This is a genomic window from Nocardia sp. 2TAF39 (assembly GCF_052114905.1).
In the GTDB taxonomy this organism is placed as follows: domain Bacteria; phylum Actinomycetota; class Actinomycetes; order Mycobacteriales; family Mycobacteriaceae; genus Nocardia.
The window spans coordinates 119,393-136,844 of sequence record NZ_JBFRFQ010000012.1 but is presented as its reverse complement, the minus strand read 5'-3'; the positions used below and the strand labels follow the sequence as shown (position 1 = coordinate 136,844).

Here is a 17,452-nt window from a genome sequence, read left to right as displayed (position 1 = left end):
GTCCAGGACGTGCCGGTCCACGCAGTTGTAGGCGACGTTGAGCGTGCCACCGACGAACCACCTCGCCACCGGCGCGGCACTCCAGTCCAGCACCTGGTCGAACGATCGATACCAGTGCAGCCGATCGGCCTGCTCGCCCCAGAACGCGTCGCGGTCGGCGGTCGCCCGCTGGTAGAGCGTGGCATCGGCGTTCGCCGCGGCGGCGAACGCCGCGGTCGGCGGGTAGGAGTCCCTGTGGTCGGCGGTGGTTTCGGTCATCTCGTCTCTTCTTTCCACGTAGCCTGAGCGCACGAATTGACGCAGCCGAGTTCGACAGTAATCAACTGTGACCTGAGCCGCGCTCGGGTGTGCCCACCGGGTTTCGATACCATCACGCGGTGTGCGATCGGCACCATGGTGGCCGGCCCATCGGAGGGTCTCGACGGAGGCGATGTTGCGGCGAATAGATCAATTTCGCGTGAGTTTTGGTGTGTTTCGGTGATGTTGCCGGCTTGGTAACAAGTGGAATGAACTCGGGTCGATCCGATGACAGTGTCTGCCGCGGTGGATACTCTGCGAACACCCGAGGCGGACGTGTCGGCGTGTCTGATGGACCACGCGCCTGTCCTCGGTTTCCCCCCTTCACGCACCGGGAGAATGCGTTGAGATTGCACAGAGCGATGGCGCTGACCGCGGCTGTACTTCTGGCCACCGGCTTCGGACTGGCCGCCTGTTCGTCGGACGACGGTGCCGACGCCGACAGCGTTACCGTGAACGGCGGCGAGCCGCAGAATCCGTTGGTACCTACCAACACCAACGAGAACATGGGTGGTCGTGTGGTGGACCGACTGTTCGCGGGCCTGAAATATTACGACGCCGACGGCAGGGCCCACGACGAAATGGCGGAGTCGATCCAGACCACGGATCGGAAGAACTATCGGGTCACCATCAAGCCCAACTGGAAGTTCAGCGACGGCACTCCAGTGACCGCAGAGTCGTTCGTCGACGCGTGGAACTACGGCGCGCTCGGCACCAACGCCCAGCTGCAGAGCTATGTGTTCGCTCCCATCCTCGGCTTCGAGGAGGTATCGGCGAAAAACCCGACGGCACAGACGATGTCGGGTCTGAAGGTGATCGATGACCGCACTTTCACCATCGAGCTGAAGGCGCCGTCGATCGATTTCGAGACCGGGCTCGGGTACGCGCCGTTCTATCCGCTGCCGGAGGTCGCGTTCAACGACATAAAGGCATTCGGGGAGAACCCGATCGGCAACGGTCCGTACAAGTTCGCTCGCACCGGAGCGTGGGAGCACAACGTCGAGATCGATCTGGTGCCCAATCCGGACTACCCGGGCCGGCGCCCGGCGAAGAACAAGGGCCTGCGGTTCGTGATGTACCAGTCCTTCGACACCGCCTACGCGGATCTGCAGGCGGGCAACCTCGACGCGCTGGACACCGTGCCCGACAGTGCACTCACCTCCTACAAGCGGGATCTCGGCGACCGCGCGATCACGAAGCCGACCGCGCAGAACCAGCACATCGGCATCCAATCGGATGTCGCGCACTTCGCGGGTGCGGAAGGGCTGTTGCGGCGCAGAGCGATCTCGCTGGCCATCAATCGAGAACAGATCTGCGAGAACATCTTCCACGGCACCCGGATTCCGGCCCGCGACTTCACCGCGAGCACGCTGCCCGGGTTCGACGGAAACCTGCCCGGCGTGCAGACGCTGAACTACAACCCCGACGAGGCCAAGAAGCTGTGGGCGCAAGCCGACGCGATCTCGCCGTGGTCGGGTCGCTACGAGATCGCCTACAACTCCGACGGCGGCCATCAGGCCTGGGTCGAGGCCGTGGCGAACAGCGTGAAGAACACCCTCGGCATCGACGCCATCGGCACGCCGTACCCGACGTTCAAGAATATTCGCGACGAGGTGAACGCACACACGATCAACAAGGCGTTCCGGTACGGCTGGCAGGGCGACTACCCCACCATGCTGCAGTTCCTCACCTCGCAGTACTACAGCTACTCCGACACCAACAACGTGGACTACAAGAGCCCCGAGTTCGACCGTCTGCTCGACGCCGCTCAGGCCGCCCCGACCCAGGAGGAGTCCTACAAGATTATCGCGCGGGCGCAGACCCTGCTGTTCGCGGACATGGCCGACATCCCGGTGCTCGACTACGTCGCCGCGGCGGGCCGCTCGGACAAGGTGCAGAAGGCCGAGCTCGCCTGGAACGGTCTGTTCAACTTCGAGAACATCGAGAAATAGCCGCTCGGCGATTCGCGACGTCTCAGGTGGGCGGCGCGGATCCGCCGCTCACCCAGGAGGCGTAATGGCCTGGTATGTCTTGCGGCGTCTGCTCCAGATGATCCCAGTATTTCTCGGGGCGACGCTGCTCATCTATGCCCTGGTGTTCCTTGTCCCTGGCGACCCGATCCACGCGCTGGCCGGCGACAGGCCGATGACGCCCGCGGTGGAGGCCCAGCTTCGCGCGCGCTACCACCTCGACCAGCCCTTTATCGTGCAATACCTGCTGTACCTGAAGGGCATCGTCACGTTGGACTTCGGCACGGCCTTCTCCGGCAGGCCGGTGCGTGACGAGCTCGCGCGCGCCTTTCCGATCACTATCAGGCTGGCGTTAATGGCCTTGGTTATCGAGGCCGTGTTCGGTGTCGTGTTCGGCCTGATCGCCGGGCTGCGCAAAGGCAAGCTTTTCGACTCGACGATGCTGCTGATCAGCCTGATCGTCATCGCGGTTCCGGTTTTCGTGGTGGGCTTCCTCGCACAGTTCCTGCTCGGGGTGAAATGGGGGATCGCGCCGGTGACCGTCACCGGGAGGGCCAGCGTCGGCGAGCTGCTTGTTCCGGCGTTCGTGCTGGGCTCGCTGTCGTTCGCCTACGTGCTGCGGCTGACGCGAAACTCGGTGGCGGAAAACATGTCCGCCGACTACGTGCGCACCGCGACCGCGAAGGGGCTCAGCAGGCCGCGTGTGGTGACCGTGCACATCCTGCGCAATTCGATGATCCCGGTGATCACCTTCCTCGGTGCCGACCTCGGCGCTCTGATGGGCGGGGCGATCGTCACCGAGGGCATCTTCAACATCCCTGGTGTGGGCGGCACGCTGTACCAGGCGATCACCAGGGGCGAACCGCCGACGGTGGTCTCGTTCGTCACGGTGCTGATCGTCATCTTCCTGATCTCCAATCTGGTCGTCGACCTGCTCTACGCCGCACTCGACCCAAGGATTCGCTATGCCTGACCCGAACAAAGGCTCCGGCCAGGAGCGCGTCGGGCAGGAGCACTTCGTCGCTCCGCCCGACGAGGTCGAGGTGCTCGCCACCGATGTGGTGGTGGATTCGGGTGCGCCGAGCAGTATCTGGCGCGACGCGTGGCGGCAGCTGCGGCGCAATCCGATCTTCGTCATCGCGGCGCTGCTGATCGTGTTCGTACTGATCGTTGTGATCTGGCCGGGGTTGTTCACCGACCAGGACCCCCGATACTGCAACGGCGACTTCAGCATGGACCCGAGCGGCGCGGGACACCCGTTCGGCTTCGACAAGCAGGGATGTGACATCTATGCCCGAACCGTTTACGGCGCACGGGCTTCCGTGCTGGCCGGTATCGGTGCGACGGTGCTGTTCGTGCTGATCGGCGGCACGCTCGGGGCGCTCGCGGGCTTCTACGGCGGGCTGCTCGACTCGATCGTGTCTCGCGTCGCGGAGATTTTCTACGCGATCCCGCTGATGCTGGCTGCCATCGTGATCATGCAGCTGCTGGATTCGCGCACGATTTGGACGGTGGTCGTCATCCTCGCGTCGTTCACCTGGCCGCAGGCGGCGCGGATCGCCCGTAGCGCGGTGATCCAGGCGAAGAACAGTGATTACGTCACAGCGGCAAAGGCTTTGGGCGTCTCCCGAATACAGACGTTGCTGCGCCACGTGCTGCCGAACGCGGCGGGGCCGCTGATAGCGGTCACTACGCTGTGGCTCGGCGTCTTCATCGTCACCGAGGCGACGCTGTCCTACCTCGGCGTCGGATTGCCGCGCACGGTCGTGTCTTGGGGCGCGGACATCGCCTCCGGACAGAAGGAGATCCGCACGTCGGCGATCCTGTTCTATCCCGCGACGGCTCTGGCGCTCACCGTGCTGAGCTTCATCATGCTGGGCGACGCTATGCGTGACGCCCTCGACCCGAAGGCGAGGAAGCGATGAGCGACGCCGCCCAGGCGCAGACGCCGCTGCTCGAGATCACCGGCCTCAACGTGAGTTTCACCGCGGAGGGCAAGCGGGTCCGCGCAATACGCGACGTGAGCCTGTCTGTGTATCCGGGCCAGACCGTAGCCATCGTCGGCGAATCCGGCTCCGGGAAGTCGACGACAGCGCATGCCATCATCGATCTGCTGCCCGGAACGGGGCGGGTCACCTCCGGCGAGATCATATTCGACGGCAAAGACCTCACCGCGGCCTCGAAGCGGGACATCGTCGCCGTGCGCGGCAGCGGCATCGGTCTGGTGCCCCAGGACCCGATGTCGAATCTGAACCCGGTATGGAAGATCGGGTTCCAGATCCGGGAGACGCTCGAGGCCAACGGCATCGCGAAAGGTAAGGCGGCCAAGAGAAGAGCTGTCGAGCTGCTCGAGGAAGCAGGAATGTCCGATGCCGAGCGCAGGGTCAACCAGTACCCGCATGAGTTCTCCGGCGGCATGCGCCAGCGCGCGCTGATCGCGATCGGGCTGGCTTGCCGTCCCAAGCTGCTGATCGCGGACGAGCCGACCTCGGCGCTGGACGTCACCGTGCAGCGGCAGATCCTCGACCACCTCGACGGGCTGACGGCCGAACTCGGCACCGCGGTTCTGCTGATCACCCACGACCTCGGCCTCGCCGCCGAACGCGCGGAACATCTGGTGGTCATGTACCGCGGCAGGGTGGTGGAATCCGGTCCGGCCCTGCAGATTCTGCGGGACCCGCAGCATCTGTACACCAAGCGGCTGGTGAACTCGGCGCCCTCGCTTGCCTCGCAGCGGTTGTCGTCGGTGCGGCAGCGGGCCGAGACCCGTGCGCATGCGGTGCAGGTCGCCGAGCAGGTGGTCGCGGGCGAGAGCGAGCACACGGCCGTTCCCGACAACGTGGTTGTGGCCGAACACCTCACCAAAGTGTTCCCGATTCGCGGCGGCACGCCGTGGAAGTGGACCGACTTCGTCGCGGTGGACGACGTGTCGTTCTGGTTGCGGCGCGGCACGACGACGGCCATCGTGGGCGAGTCCGGATCGGGTAAGTCGACGGTCGCGCAGATGGTGCTCGGTCTGCTCGAGCCGACCTCAGGGTCTGTCATCTTCGACGGTAACGAGGTGGCGAAGCTGGATCGCGGGGGCGCCTTCGCGTTCCGGCGCAGGGTACAGCCGATCTTCCAGGACCCCTACGGCTCGCTCGACCCGATGTACTCGATCTACCGCAGCATCGAGGAGCCGCTGCGTACGCACAAGATCGGCGCGCCTGAGCAGCGGGCGGCGACGGTCCGGGAACTGCTGGACAAGGTGTCGCTGCCGTCCACTGTGCTGCGGCGCTATCCCAACGAGCTGTCCGGCGGGCAGCGCCAGCGCGTTGCCGTCGCACGGGCGCTCGCGCTGCAGCCGGAGGTGGTGGTGTGTGACGAGGCGGTCTCCGCGCTCGACGTGCTGGTGCAGGCGCAGATCCTGCGGCTGCTCAACGATCTGCAGGCCGAACTCGGGCTGTCGTATCTGTTCATCACCCACGACTTGGCCGTCGTCCGGCAGATCGCGGACGACGTGCTGGTCATGCAGCGCGGGAAGGTGGTCGAGGCGGCGACGACGAACGAGGTGTTCGACGCTCCGAAGAAGGAGTACACCCGCAGGCTGCTCGATGCCATACCGGGGCGCGACCTGCTGGCCGGATAGGGCAGGCCGGACCGGTTCACGCGACCGGAAGTAGCCTCGTATGCCGTGACCGATCCGCTGCAACCCCTCATCGATCTGCCCGGTGTCCGGGACGCGGCCGACCGGGCCCGTGCCGCCCTGGCCGAGGTGCACCGGCACAAAGCCAACCGGCGTGGGTGGCCCACTACGGCGGCCGAGGCCGCAGTGCGTGCGGCCCGATCCTCGGCTGCCATCGACGGCGGCAGCACCGAGCTGCCCGCCGACGGCAGGGTGGCCGATCCGATTCTGGCCGGGGCACTGCGGGTGGGGCAGGCGTTGGACGGAGAAGCGCTGCGAAATCTGGTCGGCACCTGGCGGCGGGCACCGTTGCAGGCGCTGGCGCGGCTGCATCTGCTCGCCGCAGCAGATCTGGTGCGGCGGGAGGAGTTGCTCGGCAGGCCGCGCGGCGACGCGGGCGTGGCGGAGCGGCTGGATCTGCTGGTGCAGACGGTGCTCGGATCGAGTGCGCCCGCGCCGGTGCTCGCCGCGGTGGCGCACGGTGAGCTACTGGCACTGCGACCGTTCGGAACGGCGGACGGTGTGGTGGCGCGGGCCGCCTCGCGCCTGGTCGCGGTGTCGAGTGGGCTGGACCCGCATAGTCTCGGCGTGCCGGAGGTGTTCTGGTTGCGCAGGCGCCGGGCATACCTGGATGCGGCCGCCGCATTCGGAACCGGGGATCCGGATGCGGTGGGCAGCTGGGTGATTCTGTGCTGTGGCGCGTTCGAGGACGGGGCGCGGGAGGCGACGTCGATCGCCGATTCGGCGGGATAGCGGCCGTACACGTCAAAGCGGGCGGCGTGTCTCTCGACCTCACCGCCCGCTAGCACGGACGCCCGGTTACCAAGCGTGCTATATGGGTTGTGTTCTGCGGCCTCGGCGACAATCCGGACATCGCCGGTTCATCCCCGCAACCTGTGCGAGGCCCTCGCCGTCGAATACCCGTATTTCGCAGGCCCACAACGCTTCTGCCCTTGTCGCGGCGCGCTCCGCGTGGGTGCCTGGTGTCCGTGCTGGGAAGGGTGGGATGGGAGACAGTACCTTCTCTTCCGGTCCTGCCTTGGCCTTCCGTCCTTCCGTAGCTCCATTTCTACACTGTGACTGCCCTCACATCAAGGGATCGGAGAACATTCAATAAGCGGCGTGTCATCCGGTGTTTCGTGGTTAAATGCCTGGTCGCCCCGCCCTCCGCGCGATGTCGGCAGATGCTGGGAGTTCGCCGCGGGACCATCGCCGGGCAGGCTGCGCGGGCAGTCGAAACTCAGCGTCGCCGCCGCAGGAGCCGGTAGCTGATGGCCCCGGCCAGCACCGCGCTCAGGCCGACCGCGGCCGTCGCCGCAAGTGTGGTGGACGACGGCGCCTGGAAGCGCGCCCAGAGGGACACCGGATTGGAGAAGGCCAAAATCGGCCAGCCACGCGCCGTGGCCTCGCGGCGCAAATTGCGATCCGGATTGACTGCGGTCGGGTGGCCCACCGCACCGAGCAGTGGCAGATCCGTGATCGAGTCGGAGTAGGCGTAACAGCGCGAGAGGTCGTAACCCTCGCTGGCAGCGAGCTTTTCGATCGCGGCGACCTTACCCTCGCCGTAGCAGTAGAACTCGACGTCTCCGGTGTACTTGCCGTCCGCCACGACCATCCGGGTGGCCGCAGTGTGCGAGGCGCCGAGCGCTTCCGCGATCGGGCCGACGATCTCCTCGCCGGAGGCCGAGACGATCACCACGTCGTGGCCCCGGATCTTGTGGTCGGCGATGAGATCGGCCGCCTCCGCGTAGATCAGCGGGTCGACCAGCTCGTGCAGAGTCTCGGCCACAATGGATTTCACCTGCTCGACATCCCAGCCCGCGCACATGTTCGTCAGATGGGCGCGCATCCGCTCCATCTGGTCGTGGTCGGCGCCCGACAGCAGAAACAGGAAGTGGGCGTAGCTGCTCTCCAGGACGGCGCGGCGGTTCAGCAGTCCCTGTGCGTAGAAGGGCTTGCTGAACACGAACGTGCTCGACTTCGCGATCACTGTCTTGTCGAGATCGAAGAAGGCGGCGACGCGACCGCCCGCAGTGGCTGGGTTATCCACCCGACCAGGATAGGCGGCTGCCTCGCCTTCGCTCGGCCCGGCGCGGGTTGGGGCGGACAGTGTTCGGCTGTGTCTGGTGGGCGGCTGCCTCGCCTGCGCTCGGCCCGGCGCGGGCTGGGGCGGACAGTGTTCGGCTGTGTCTGGTGGGCGGCTGCCTCGCCTGCGCTCGGCCCGGCGCGGGCTGGGGCGGACAGTGTCCGGCTGCGCACCTAGGCATGCGCGGACCCCGAGGGAGGGCGGATCGGAGCGCGCGACGTTACCGGTGAGTTTGCCCTGCAGACGCCGGGGCATGACGGTTGCAAAGTTCTCCGCCGACAGACTTGCATTGTGTCCGGGGCTTGGGTGTAGTATTTGTGGCACCTGGACATAGTCCAGGCGCGTTCAGCCCGACCCCCCGGGGCTGAACCCCGACGGCCCCAGCCTCCTCCCCCCCGGCTGGGGCCGTCCTCTATTTCGGGGACGGTTCTGCGGTTCGCGTGGACGGGAAGTTCTCCACAGCCCGCGAGTTGTCCACATTCGACACTTCGCCCCTTCTCTCCTCGAGCGTATTCGGCAACGCTGACCTGCATGAACCTCGAAGCGCCACCGGCCGACGGCCCGCCACCGGCTCTCGTGCTCATCCATGACGACCGGCTCAGCGACGAAGTCCGGCGCGTCGCGGCCGCCGCCCAGCGGGGCCTCGACGAGCGACCACATCCCGTCGGCAGGCACGCGTGGACCGGTGCTCCGTTGGTGGTCCTGGACACAAACGCCGCACGAGACGCGGCGGCGGCCGGTTATCTGCGCCGGGCGGGTGTGGTCTTGGTAACCGACGGTGAGCCGGGGTTGCTCGATTGGCAGGCGGCGGCATCGGTCGGCGCGGAGCGAGTTATCGCCCTGCCCGGTGCGGCGGTAGGGCTCATCGAAATGTTTGCTCAGTACGGCGAGCATCGTGCGGGCGACGGTATCGTCGTCGCCATCGTCGGGGCGGGCGGTGGCGCGGGCGCGTCCACCTTGGCCGCCGCGCTCGCGCTGCGCGCTGCCGCCGAGGGGTTCCGGCACGAAACGTTGCTGGTCGACGGCGCGCCGTTCGGTGGTGGCCTCGACCTACTGCTCGGAATCGAGACCACGGCGGGCCCACGCTGGCCCGACCTGGTCGTCGAGGACGGGCGCGTGTCCGCCGCCGCGCTGCACGGCGCGCTGCCCACCGCCGCTCCCGGTCTGGCGGTGCTGTCCTGCGGCCGCCGCGGTGCGGGTCGATTGCCACGTGAGCTCGGCTCCGCCGCCGTCCGAGCGGTCATCGAAGCGGGCCGGGGTGCAGGCGATTTGGTAGTTTGCGACATCTCGGGCGAGCGGGGCCCGCATGCCGACCAGATGCTCGACGCGGCGGATCTCGTCGTTCTGGTCGTCCCGGCGCGGCTACGGGCTGTCGCCGCCGCCGAGGCCGTGTCCGCCCACGTCGCGCGCCGGAACCCGAACCGAGGCTTGATTGTCCGCGGACCCGCGCCTGGTGGTCTGCGTGGAGCCGAGGTCGCCGAAGTGCTCGATCTTCCGCTGCTCGCCGCTGTCCGCGCGCAGACCGGGCTCGCGCACCGCGTGGAGCGCGGTGGAGTCGCGGTGCGCCGGCGTGGACCGCTGCGCGATGCCGCCGATGCCGTTCTCGGGGTGCTGAGCGCACCCCCGGGGCAGCGGTGAGGAGGCGACAATGAGTGCGTTGGTGACTTCCGAGTTGCTGGATCGAGTGCGGGAGCGACTGGCCGGAGCGACTGGCGATCCGGATCCGGCGCAGGTCGCCGCCGCCATTCGGGCCGAGGCTGGCGGGGTGCTCGGCGACACCGATCTGCTACGGGCGCTGCGGTTGTTGCAGACGGAAATGACCGGGGCCGGCGCGCTCGAACCATTGCTGCATGATCCACATGTCGCGGACGTCTTGGTAACGGGGCCCGACGCGGTGTGGATCGATCGGGGCCACGGATTGGAGAAGACTTCCATCACGTTCCCGGACGAGGCAGCGATCCGACGACTCGCGCAGCGGTTGGCGCTATCGGCGGGTCGGCGACTCGACGACGCGCAGCCGTGGGTGGACGGCAGGCTGGCCGGAGCCGGTGCGGCCCTGGGAGATTCGTTCGGGGTTCGACTGCACGCGGTGCTGGCGCCGGTCGCCCACGGCGGCACCTGCCTCTCGTTGCGCGTCCTCCGTCCCGCCACCCAGGGGCTGGACGCGCTCGCCGCGGCGGGTGCGGTGCCCGCCGACGCACAATTGTTGCTACAGCGGATCGTGCAGGCGCGGTTGGCGTTTCTCGTGGTCGGCGGCACCGGCGCGGGCAAGACGACGCTCCTGTCCGGCCTGCTCGCCACGGTGGGGCCGACCGAGCGGATCGTCTGCGTCGAGGACGCGGCCGAGCTGGCACCGCCGCATCCGCATGTGGTCCGCTTGGTTGCCAGAACCGCGAACGTGGAGGGCGTCGGTGCGGTCACCGTTCGCGACCTGGTCCGGCAGGCGCTGCGCATGCGGCCCGACCGCATCGTGGTCGGCGAGGTCAGAGGAGCCGAGGTCGTCGACCTCCTGACCGCATTGAACACGGGCCACGACGGCGGCGCGGGCACCGTGCACGCCAACTCGCCGCGGGAGCTTCCCGCTCGCCTGGAAGCCCTTGCCGCCCTCGGCGGAATGGACCGCGCGGCCCTGCACAGCCAACTCGCCGCAGCCGTCCAGGTCGTTCTCCACGTGCACCGCAGATCCGACGGATCGCGCGGGCTCCGCGAGATCGGCCTTGTGCACCGCGACGACGGTGGGCGGGTGCGGATCACTCCCGCCTGGCACGCTACTGCCGATGCCCCGGCGGCCGAGGAGCTGTCTCGCCTGCTCGACGAACGGCTCGACCGATGAGCGCCGCGATAGTGTGTCTGGCGCTCGCGTTGCTCGTGGTTCCGGCGTCGACCTCGCGGTGCCGGTTCGCGCAGATGTTCACCGCGTCGGGCGGACGTCGAAAGCCTCTGCAGAACAGTATTTTCCGAGCATGCGCTCTGGTGGGCTTCGCGGCACTGCTTGCTTTCGGGCCGGGCCCGCTTCTGGCGGCCGGTCTGGTCGCCGGGACCGCAGGACTTCGGGTCCGCAGGGCTACACGGGACCGGCGCAGACACGCCGAGTGCGGGTACCTGCTCGACGCACTGGAGGCCGTGATCGGCGAGTTGCGGGTCGGCGCCCATCCGAGTGCCGCGGCCGAGGTCGCGGCGCGCGAGTCGCGGGGTGACTCGGCTCGCGCGTTCGCCGTCGGCGCAGCGCGCAGCAGGCTCGGCGGTCCTGCGGCGTCGGGGCTTCGCCAGCCGGATTCGATTGTCGCGGTGGAGCTGTCCAGGATCGCGGATGCCTGGCAGGTCGCCGAGCAGCACGGCCTTGCCCTCGCGGAGTTACTGTCGGCGGCGCGCACCGATCTCGCCGGCCGCATCCGGTTTCACGGTCGCACCATGGCGGCGCTGGCGGGTGCCCGTGCGACCGCCGCGGTCTTGGCGGGCCTGCCGTTCCTGGGAATCGTTCTCGGACAAATGATGGGCGCTTCGCCCTTGCGTGTCCTCTTCGCCTCGTCCATCGGGGTGGTCCTGCTGCCGCTCGGTGCCGGTCTGGCTTGTGCTGGTCTGCTGTGGACCGACGCCATTACACGAAGGGTCTTGGTATGACGCGGTTTCCAGCATTCATGGCGCACCGGTCGGCTGATACGGGTCGAACAGGTTTCCTTCGGCGAAGCGGGCATCACGGATTTCGCACGCCGCGACCGGCGAGCGGCAGCAGGTCGAGATCGACGCGCGGGTCATCGACCATGACTGGTTCCGGATCGAGCTGCCCGGCCCCGGCCGGTCAGCCGTCGGCATCGAGGTCACCGGCAGTCCAAGGCTCGGCTCGGTGGCCGGTTGTGCTGTGTGCGCGGCATTTTCACGTATCTGTTCTCGTGACGAGAGTTGGGTATGGAGTTCATTACCGAGAATTCGATAGTGCCGCTGCTGTTGCTGGCGGTCGCGTTGGCGCTGTTCCCCGGGCGAGTGGCGGTGAGTCGGCGGCTGCGTGCCCTCCGGCAGTTGGGTACCGGACCGGTCGAGTCGTCGCATGGAGCAGATCGGAAGGCCGATCCGCTTGCCGTAGCTTCGGTCTTCGACCTGCTGGCCGCCTGCCTACGGGCCGGGCTCCCTATGGCGGGGGCGGCGCGGGTCGTGGCGCCCGGCACGCCGGAACCGCTGGGCAGTGCCCTGCGGCAGGCAGCGGATCTGCTCGCACTCGGCGCCGACGCTGCCACCGCGTGGGAGCGGGTCGCGCGCGACGGCGCTGGGCGTGCGGGGGTGGAGGAGGTCGAGTCGCTCGCCCGCATGGCGCGGCGCTCGGCGCGGTCCGGTGCGTCGCTGGCGGTGGCGGTCGGGGAGTTGGCCGAACAGCGCAGGGGCGCGCTCGAAGACGAGGCCGCCGCGAAGGCGGAGCGTGCCGGGGTGCTGATCGGAGGCCCTCTCGGCTTGTGTTTCCTTCCCGCCTTCGTCTGCCTCGGCATCGTGCCTGTGGTGATCGGACTGGCGGGCCGAGTGCTCGGCGGTGGGCTGTTGTGACGCTGCGCACCCGACCGACGGAAACGGGCTCGCGCGGATGGGCCGCACGGGCGGGAGTGAGAGGGGAATCAGGTGGGAATCGAGCGGATGACGAGGTCCGCGGGCCAGGGCCTGCGGGCTGTATATATGACACTGCGCTCGCGAATGTTGCAAGCGATGGTCGCGGACGATGGCATGAGCACGGCCGAGTACGCGATCGGCACGATCGCGGCGGCGGCCTTCGGGGCTGTGCTCTATGGCGTCGTGACGGGCGACAGCATCGTGAACGCCTTGACGAAGATCATCGATCGGGCGCTCAACACCACGGTGTAGCCGCCCGCGCCGGTGCGGGAGAGCGCCGCGGTGCACCGGGCACAGCCGGCGACCGTGGAGCCGTGACGATCGAGGCCGCGATCGCGCTCACCGCGGTCGTCGCGACGATCGTGTTGTGCATCGGTGCCCTGCTTGCGGCGTCGACTCAGGTCCGCTGTGTCGACGCCGCTCGCGAGGCGGCCCGCCTGGCCGCCCGCGGAGATGACTCGAACGCTCTCCGCGCGGCAGCAAGTGTCGCCCCGCCAGATGCGGACATCACTGTCCGCATCGAGGGCGCCCGTGCTTCGGCTGTGGTCTCCTCTCGTACTCCGCTGCTGCCGCTTCTCACTCTCCGGGCCGAAGCAGTCGCCACCCTGGAGCCGGGGGCGGCCTCTTGAACGCGGGATCCGGGGTGGTTCGTGCAAGGGCGAACCGAGAAGCAGTGCTGCGCTCGGGCCGGGAACCCAAGCCGATGGTCAATGCGGCAATAGGTGCGGCCGAAGTACCGCTGCTCCGCTACACCCCGAGGTCGACGACTGCGCGGATCAACCGTGCGCGACGTATGAGATCCGCGGTGCAAGTTCGTCATGTGTCCGGGGAGGAGGGCGTGGCGACCGTGTTCGCGTGCCTGGGGTTGGTGGCGCTGATCAGCGCGACGCTGTTGATCGGACAGATGGGGGTCGTCGTGGTGGCGCGACATCGGGCGCAGGCGGCAGCGGATCTTGCGTCGCTCGCTGCGGCGGGTGCATTGGCGGAAGGACTGGAGGCCGCGTGCGTCGAGGCGGAACAGGTGGCGCAACGGATGGGCTCACGGCTCGCAGGCTGCGTGGCCGCGGAGTGGGACGTGACTGTCACTATCGAAAGAAATGTACCAATGGGTCTGTTTGGGGGTCGGATAGTTTCCGTGGTCGCACGCGCCGGTCCGGTTGAAGAGTGAGACAGTACTGCGCGCTCAGTCGGTCGCTGTCGGGAGCAGCGGAAATCTGTAATTCCGCTGGGGGATAAATGCGGACTTGCGAATTCCCCGTGCGGGGCGGGATAACCGGAACAAATGAATGCGCATGTTCGCAAATGGCCGTGTGGCAATAGCGTAGTTAACATGAATTCATTCCTTTTTATTCGCAGAGGGTGAAGTGGTTCCATTCCACTCGGATGCGACCCGGTGTTCCCGCGGATCTCCCGGCCGGAGGGCCAACCGGTCACATGCTCAGCTCGACGTCGTCGTGAATCAAGCGCGGCGGCTTTCACATGGCGGGTAGCTCGGCCAGCATGGCCGTGAGCAGCCGCGCCGCACCCGCCTTGTTCAGCGGATGATTCCCATTGCCGCACTTGGGCGATTGGACGCAGGACGGGCACCCGCCTGCGCATCCGCACGACTCGATGGCCGCGAGGGTCGCGGAAAGCCAGTGCCGCAGTCGAGCGAACCCCCGCTCGGCAAAGCCTGCCCCTCCGGGCTGGCCGTCATGGACGAACACGGTGGGCAGTCCGGTGTCCGGGTGCTCAGCGGTGGAGACACCGCCGATATCCCATCGGTCGCAGGTCGCCACCAGAGGCAACAGGCCGATTGCCGCGTGCTCGGCCGCGTGCAGGGCTCCGGGAACGTCCTCAGGTTCGATTCCGGCCTGCGCCAACAACTCCGGCGTCACGGTATACATGACCGCCCTGGTGGGCAGCGTCTGCGGGGGCAGATCGAGTTCGACCAGATCGAGCACTTCGCCGGTGGCCAGTGTGCGCAGATAACCGACCACCTGGCTGGTGACCCGCACCTGGGCAAGTCCGGTCGTCACGTGACCGTGGCGGCGGTGCTCGGTCACCGTGTCGATGGCGATCGAAGTGATCTGCCGCGCGCTGGTGGTCCATCCAGGTTCGGACGCGTGCACGAAGGCGACGCCGCCTTCGAGGTCCAGCTCGTCGACTACGTAGGTGTCGCCCTGGTGTAGGTGCACGGCACCCTGGTGCAGGCTCGACGGTGCTCGGCCTGCGTCGGCGGTGCCGAGCAACCTGCCGGTCTCGCCGTCCACAATGGCTACCGGACTTCCGATTCCGCCGCGGACGTCGACCGTGTCGTGCGGCTGTGCATCGGCGGTCACGTACCACCGCGCGCCTCCCCGCACCGCGCGCCGCTTGATCAGCCCTTTCTCGGCCAGATCGTCCAGCACTTCACGCGCGCCGAGGTCCGCCACCTCGGTGTCGGTGAGCGGCAGTTCCAGCGCGGCACAGAGCAGTTGCGGCCCGAGCACATAGGGATTGTGCGGATCGGTGATGGTGGCCTCGACTGGCTTGTTCAGCAGCGCCTCCGGGTGGTGGACCAGGTAGGTGTCCAGCGGATCGTCCCTGGCCACGAGCAGGACCAATGATCCATGGGTACGCCGCCCAGCACGTCCGGCCTGCTGCCAGAAGGATGCGACGGTGCCGGGAAATCCGGAGATCACCACGGCGTCCAGCCCCGCGATATCGACCCCGAGTTCCAAGGCGTTGGTGGTCGCCGCGCCGAGCAGCGACCCGTCCGTCAGCGCCACCTCCAGCTCGCGCCGATCCTCCGCGAGATACCCCGCGCGATAGGACGCAACCCGCTCGGCGAGGGCCGGATCGACCTCGGCCAACCGCCTTCTTGCGTCCATCGCGGTCAGTTCGGCGGCCCGGCGCGAGCGCACGAACGCCAAGGTCCGTGCCCCTTCCGTCACCAACTCCGCCAGGATCCGCGCCGCCTCCGAGGTGGCTGCCCGGCGTACCGGCGCGCCATTTTCGCCGGTCACGGTTGTGAGCAGAGGCGGCTCCCAGAGTGCGATGGTCCGCGGCCCCTGTGGGGAGCCGTCCTCGGTAACCGCAGCACAGGGCGAGCCGATCAGCCGGGACGCGGCCACCGCCGGTTCGGCCGTGGTCGCCGAACACAGCACGAACACCGGATCGGCGCCGTACCGTGCCGCGATCCGCCGCAGCCTGCGCAGTACCAACGCCACGTGCGAGCCGAAAACCCCACGATAGGCATGGCATTCGTCGACGACCACATAGCGCAACCTGCGCAGCACACGGGCCCAGCGCTGATGTGACCGCAGAATTCCCAGGTGGAGCATGTCCGGGTTGGTGAAAATCCACCGTGCGTTGGCGTGCACCCACTGCCGGACCTGGGCCGGGGTGTCGCCGTCGTAGGTGGCCGGATAGACGTCGCGCAGCGGACCCTCGTGGGTCAACGCGCCGACGGCGCGCAGCTGATCGGCGCCCAACGCCTTGGTGGGCGCCAGATACAACGCGGTGGCCTTCGGGTCCGCTTGTAGCGCGGTGAGTACCGGAAGCTGATAACCGAGCGACTTGCCCGACGCGGTTCCGGTGCTGATGACCACGTGTTTCCCCTGAAACGCGAGATCCGCCGTCCTGATCTGATGCGTCCATGGCGTTTCGACGCCCGTGTCATGTAATGCCGCAACCACTTCCGGCGACGCCCATGTCGGCCAGGTGGTGACATCGGCGGACCGCGCGGCGAGCTCGACGACATGGGTCAGGCGCGGATCGTTATCCGGGACACCGGTTAGGACACGATTCAGCAACGATGCCCCGTAGCTGAGGCCGGTTCGAGGCTCCGAACCGACTGCTGACTCCGCCGGATTCATGCGGCAGGCTCCGCAACGCACCCAGATAGTGTGAAACGTGTGCGCTTGGGAAGCCCTACCTGCCATTTCGATACCAAATAGCGACCTGGGTCACAGCCTGTTTGCCGAACGATGACTCGGTTATCTGAGGGCAAACGAACCTCAAGTCCGGATTCCGCCATTGTGTCCCTTACCTGCGCATTCGCAAGATCAACTTTTTTGCAAATTGTCGCTAACTCGACTGTTGAATTGCCCGAAGACATGGTTCACTGGTTCCTGGTCGCAAGCTTCTGTGTTCGAGGGACGGATCCAAAGTCCAAACCGTCAGCAGGATCGATGTTGCGAACGGTGTGCTTGGTGCTTTCCTGCAGGGGGAACCAACAGTACAGCGGTCGGAACGGACCCGGTGGACGAACCCAGTTGTCCGCCGTTCCGGTAAGAAAAGAGAAGGAACAGAATGGCACAGGGAACTGTGAAGTGGTTCAACGCGGAGAAGGGGTTCGGCTTCATCGCGCCCGAGGACGGCTCCGCTGACGTCTTCGTCCACTACTCCGAGATCCAGGGTTCGGGCTTCCGCACCCTCGAGGAGAACCAGAAGGTCGAGTTCGAGGTCGGCCAGGGCACCAAGGGCCCACAGGCCACCGGAGTTCGTGCGCTCAGCTGAGCGACGAAAGGATCTACCGCTCGTCCCTCACCGCCGATACCGGCGGTGAGGGACGAGCTATTTCTGGGGTTGGACACGGCCCGCGCGAACGGTGGAAGGCCCGCCGGAGAACGCCGCGGCGCAGGTGTGGCCACAAGACAAGGCATACTGATCCGAGCTGACGCGCGTACGCTCAGTGGTTCGAGTCGCAAGCACTCGACCTCACGCGGCGTCAAGGTATAAACGTGTCTGGTGGCAACGTCCTGCCGTCGCCGCCGCGTGCCCCAGCCGCGCACAGCGCGAAACAACGCAGCGCGGGTCGATAAGGAAAGGTGTATTCGCCGGTGGCAACACGAGACCGCGGTGCAGCCGACCAGGGCC

The 17,452-nt window shown here is 67.3% G+C and carries 16 protein-coding genes; 13 read left to right on the top strand and 3 right to left on the bottom strand.

Going from position 1 to position 17,452, the window contains the following annotated elements; genetic code table 11:
- The coding region (locus AB4Z47_RS10170; protein ID WP_441949752.1) for an acetyl-coenzyme A synthetase N-terminal domain-containing protein at nucleotides 1-258 on the bottom strand (258 nt) is incomplete at its 3' end.
- A gap of 401 nt (nucleotides 259-659) precedes the next feature.
- Between AB4Z47_RS10170 and AB4Z47_RS10165 the strand changes: the two genes are divergently transcribed.
- The 5 genes from AB4Z47_RS10165 to AB4Z47_RS10145 all read left to right on the top strand — a co-directional run bounded on the left by AB4Z47_RS10165 (nucleotide 660) and on the right by AB4Z47_RS10145 (nucleotide 6,684).
- On the top strand, nucleotides 660-2,249 hold the full coding sequence (locus AB4Z47_RS10165) for a peptide ABC transporter substrate-binding protein (RefSeq protein WP_441949785.1): 1,590 nt from the start codon (nucleotides 660-662) through the stop codon (nucleotides 2,247-2,249).
- A 64-nt stretch (nucleotides 2,250-2,313) separates the two neighbouring features.
- The gene (locus tag AB4Z47_RS10160) at nucleotides 2,314-3,240 is read left to right on the top strand and encodes an ABC transporter permease (RefSeq protein WP_441949750.1); all 927 of its coding nucleotides are present in this window, start codon (nucleotides 2,314-2,316) and stop codon (nucleotides 3,238-3,240) included.
- A complete protein-coding gene (locus AB4Z47_RS10155; RefSeq protein ID WP_441949748.1) occupies nucleotides 3,233-4,192 on the top strand; it encodes an ABC transporter permease in 960 nt (319 codons plus the stop codon). Before AB4Z47_RS10160 ends, AB4Z47_RS10155 begins: the two co-directional genes overlap by 8 nt.
- Entirely contained in the window at nucleotides 4,189-5,895 is a 1,707-nt protein-coding gene (locus AB4Z47_RS10150; protein ID WP_441949746.1) for a dipeptide ABC transporter ATP-binding protein, read from the top strand. Before AB4Z47_RS10155 ends, AB4Z47_RS10150 begins: the two co-directional genes overlap by 4 nt.
- A gap of 45 nt (nucleotides 5,896-5,940) precedes the next feature.
- The gene (locus tag AB4Z47_RS10145; RefSeq protein ID WP_441949744.1) at nucleotides 5,941-6,684 is read left to right on the top strand and encodes an oxidoreductase; all 744 of its coding nucleotides are present in this window, start codon (nucleotides 5,941-5,943) and stop codon (nucleotides 6,682-6,684) included.
- A 487-nt stretch (nucleotides 6,685-7,171) separates the two neighbouring features.
- On the opposite strand, the gene AB4Z47_RS10140 is transcribed toward AB4Z47_RS10145, so the two are convergent.
- The gene (locus tag AB4Z47_RS10140) at nucleotides 7,172-7,981 is read right to left on the bottom strand and encodes an HAD-IB family hydrolase (RefSeq protein WP_441949742.1); all 810 of its coding nucleotides are present in this window, start codon (nucleotides 7,979-7,981) and stop codon (nucleotides 7,172-7,174) included.
- A gap of 567 nt (nucleotides 7,982-8,548) precedes the next feature.
- On the opposite strand from AB4Z47_RS10140, the gene ssd reads away from it, so the two are divergent.
- The 7 genes from ssd to AB4Z47_RS10105 all read left to right on the top strand — a co-directional run bounded on the left by ssd (nucleotide 8,549) and on the right by AB4Z47_RS10105 (nucleotide 13,778).
- Nucleotides 8,549-9,655 carry a septum site-determining protein Ssd gene (gene ssd, locus AB4Z47_RS10135; RefSeq protein WP_441949741.1) on the top strand — a complete coding sequence of 369 codons (1,107 nt, stop codon included), beginning with the start codon at nucleotides 8,549-8,551 and terminating at the stop codon, nucleotides 9,653-9,655.
- A 10-nt stretch (nucleotides 9,656-9,665) separates the two neighbouring features.
- Complete coding sequence (locus tag AB4Z47_RS10130) at nucleotides 9,666-10,850, top strand: TadA family conjugal transfer-associated ATPase (RefSeq protein WP_441949739.1); 1,185 nt, start codon at nucleotides 9,666-9,668, stop codon at nucleotides 10,848-10,850.
- Nucleotides 10,847-11,638 (top strand): type II secretion system F family protein, encoded by a 792-nt coding sequence (locus AB4Z47_RS10125; protein ID WP_441949738.1) that lies wholly within the window; start codon nucleotides 10,847-10,849, stop codon nucleotides 11,636-11,638. Before AB4Z47_RS10130 ends, AB4Z47_RS10125 begins: the two co-directional genes overlap by 4 nt.
- Nucleotides 11,639-11,923: 285 nt before the next feature.
- Nucleotides 11,924-12,550 carry a type II secretion system F family protein gene (locus AB4Z47_RS10120; protein ID WP_441949737.1) on the top strand — a complete coding sequence of 209 codons (627 nt, stop codon included), beginning with the start codon at nucleotides 11,924-11,926 and terminating at the stop codon, nucleotides 12,548-12,550.
- 126 nt (nucleotides 12,551-12,676) lie between these two features.
- Entirely contained in the window at nucleotides 12,677-12,862 is a 186-nt protein-coding gene (locus tag AB4Z47_RS10115; RefSeq protein WP_441949783.1) for a DUF4244 domain-containing protein, read from the top strand.
- A 62-nt stretch (nucleotides 12,863-12,924) separates the two neighbouring features.
- Nucleotides 12,925-13,239 (top strand): TadE family type IV pilus minor pilin, encoded by a 315-nt coding sequence (locus AB4Z47_RS10110; RefSeq protein ID WP_441949736.1) that lies wholly within the window; start codon nucleotides 12,925-12,927, stop codon nucleotides 13,237-13,239.
- A gap of 209 nt (nucleotides 13,240-13,448) precedes the next feature.
- Complete coding sequence (locus AB4Z47_RS10105) at nucleotides 13,449-13,778, top strand: Rv3654c family TadE-like protein (protein ID WP_441949735.1); 330 nt, start codon at nucleotides 13,449-13,451, stop codon at nucleotides 13,776-13,778.
- 307 nt (nucleotides 13,779-14,085) lie between these two features.
- On the opposite strand, the gene AB4Z47_RS10100 is transcribed toward AB4Z47_RS10105, so the two are convergent.
- Nucleotides 14,086-16,449, bottom strand: coding sequence for a DEAD/DEAH box helicase (locus tag AB4Z47_RS10100; RefSeq protein ID WP_441949733.1), 2,364 nt, complete (start codon nucleotides 16,447-16,449; stop codon nucleotides 14,086-14,088).
- 436 nt (nucleotides 16,450-16,885) lie between these two features.
- Between AB4Z47_RS10100 and AB4Z47_RS10095 the strand changes: the two genes are divergently transcribed.
- On the top strand, nucleotides 16,886-17,092 hold the full coding sequence (locus AB4Z47_RS10095; RefSeq protein ID WP_011206895.1) for a cold-shock protein: 207 nt from the start codon (nucleotides 16,886-16,888) through the stop codon (nucleotides 17,090-17,092).
- Nucleotides 17,093-17,452 lie beyond the last annotated feature (360 nt).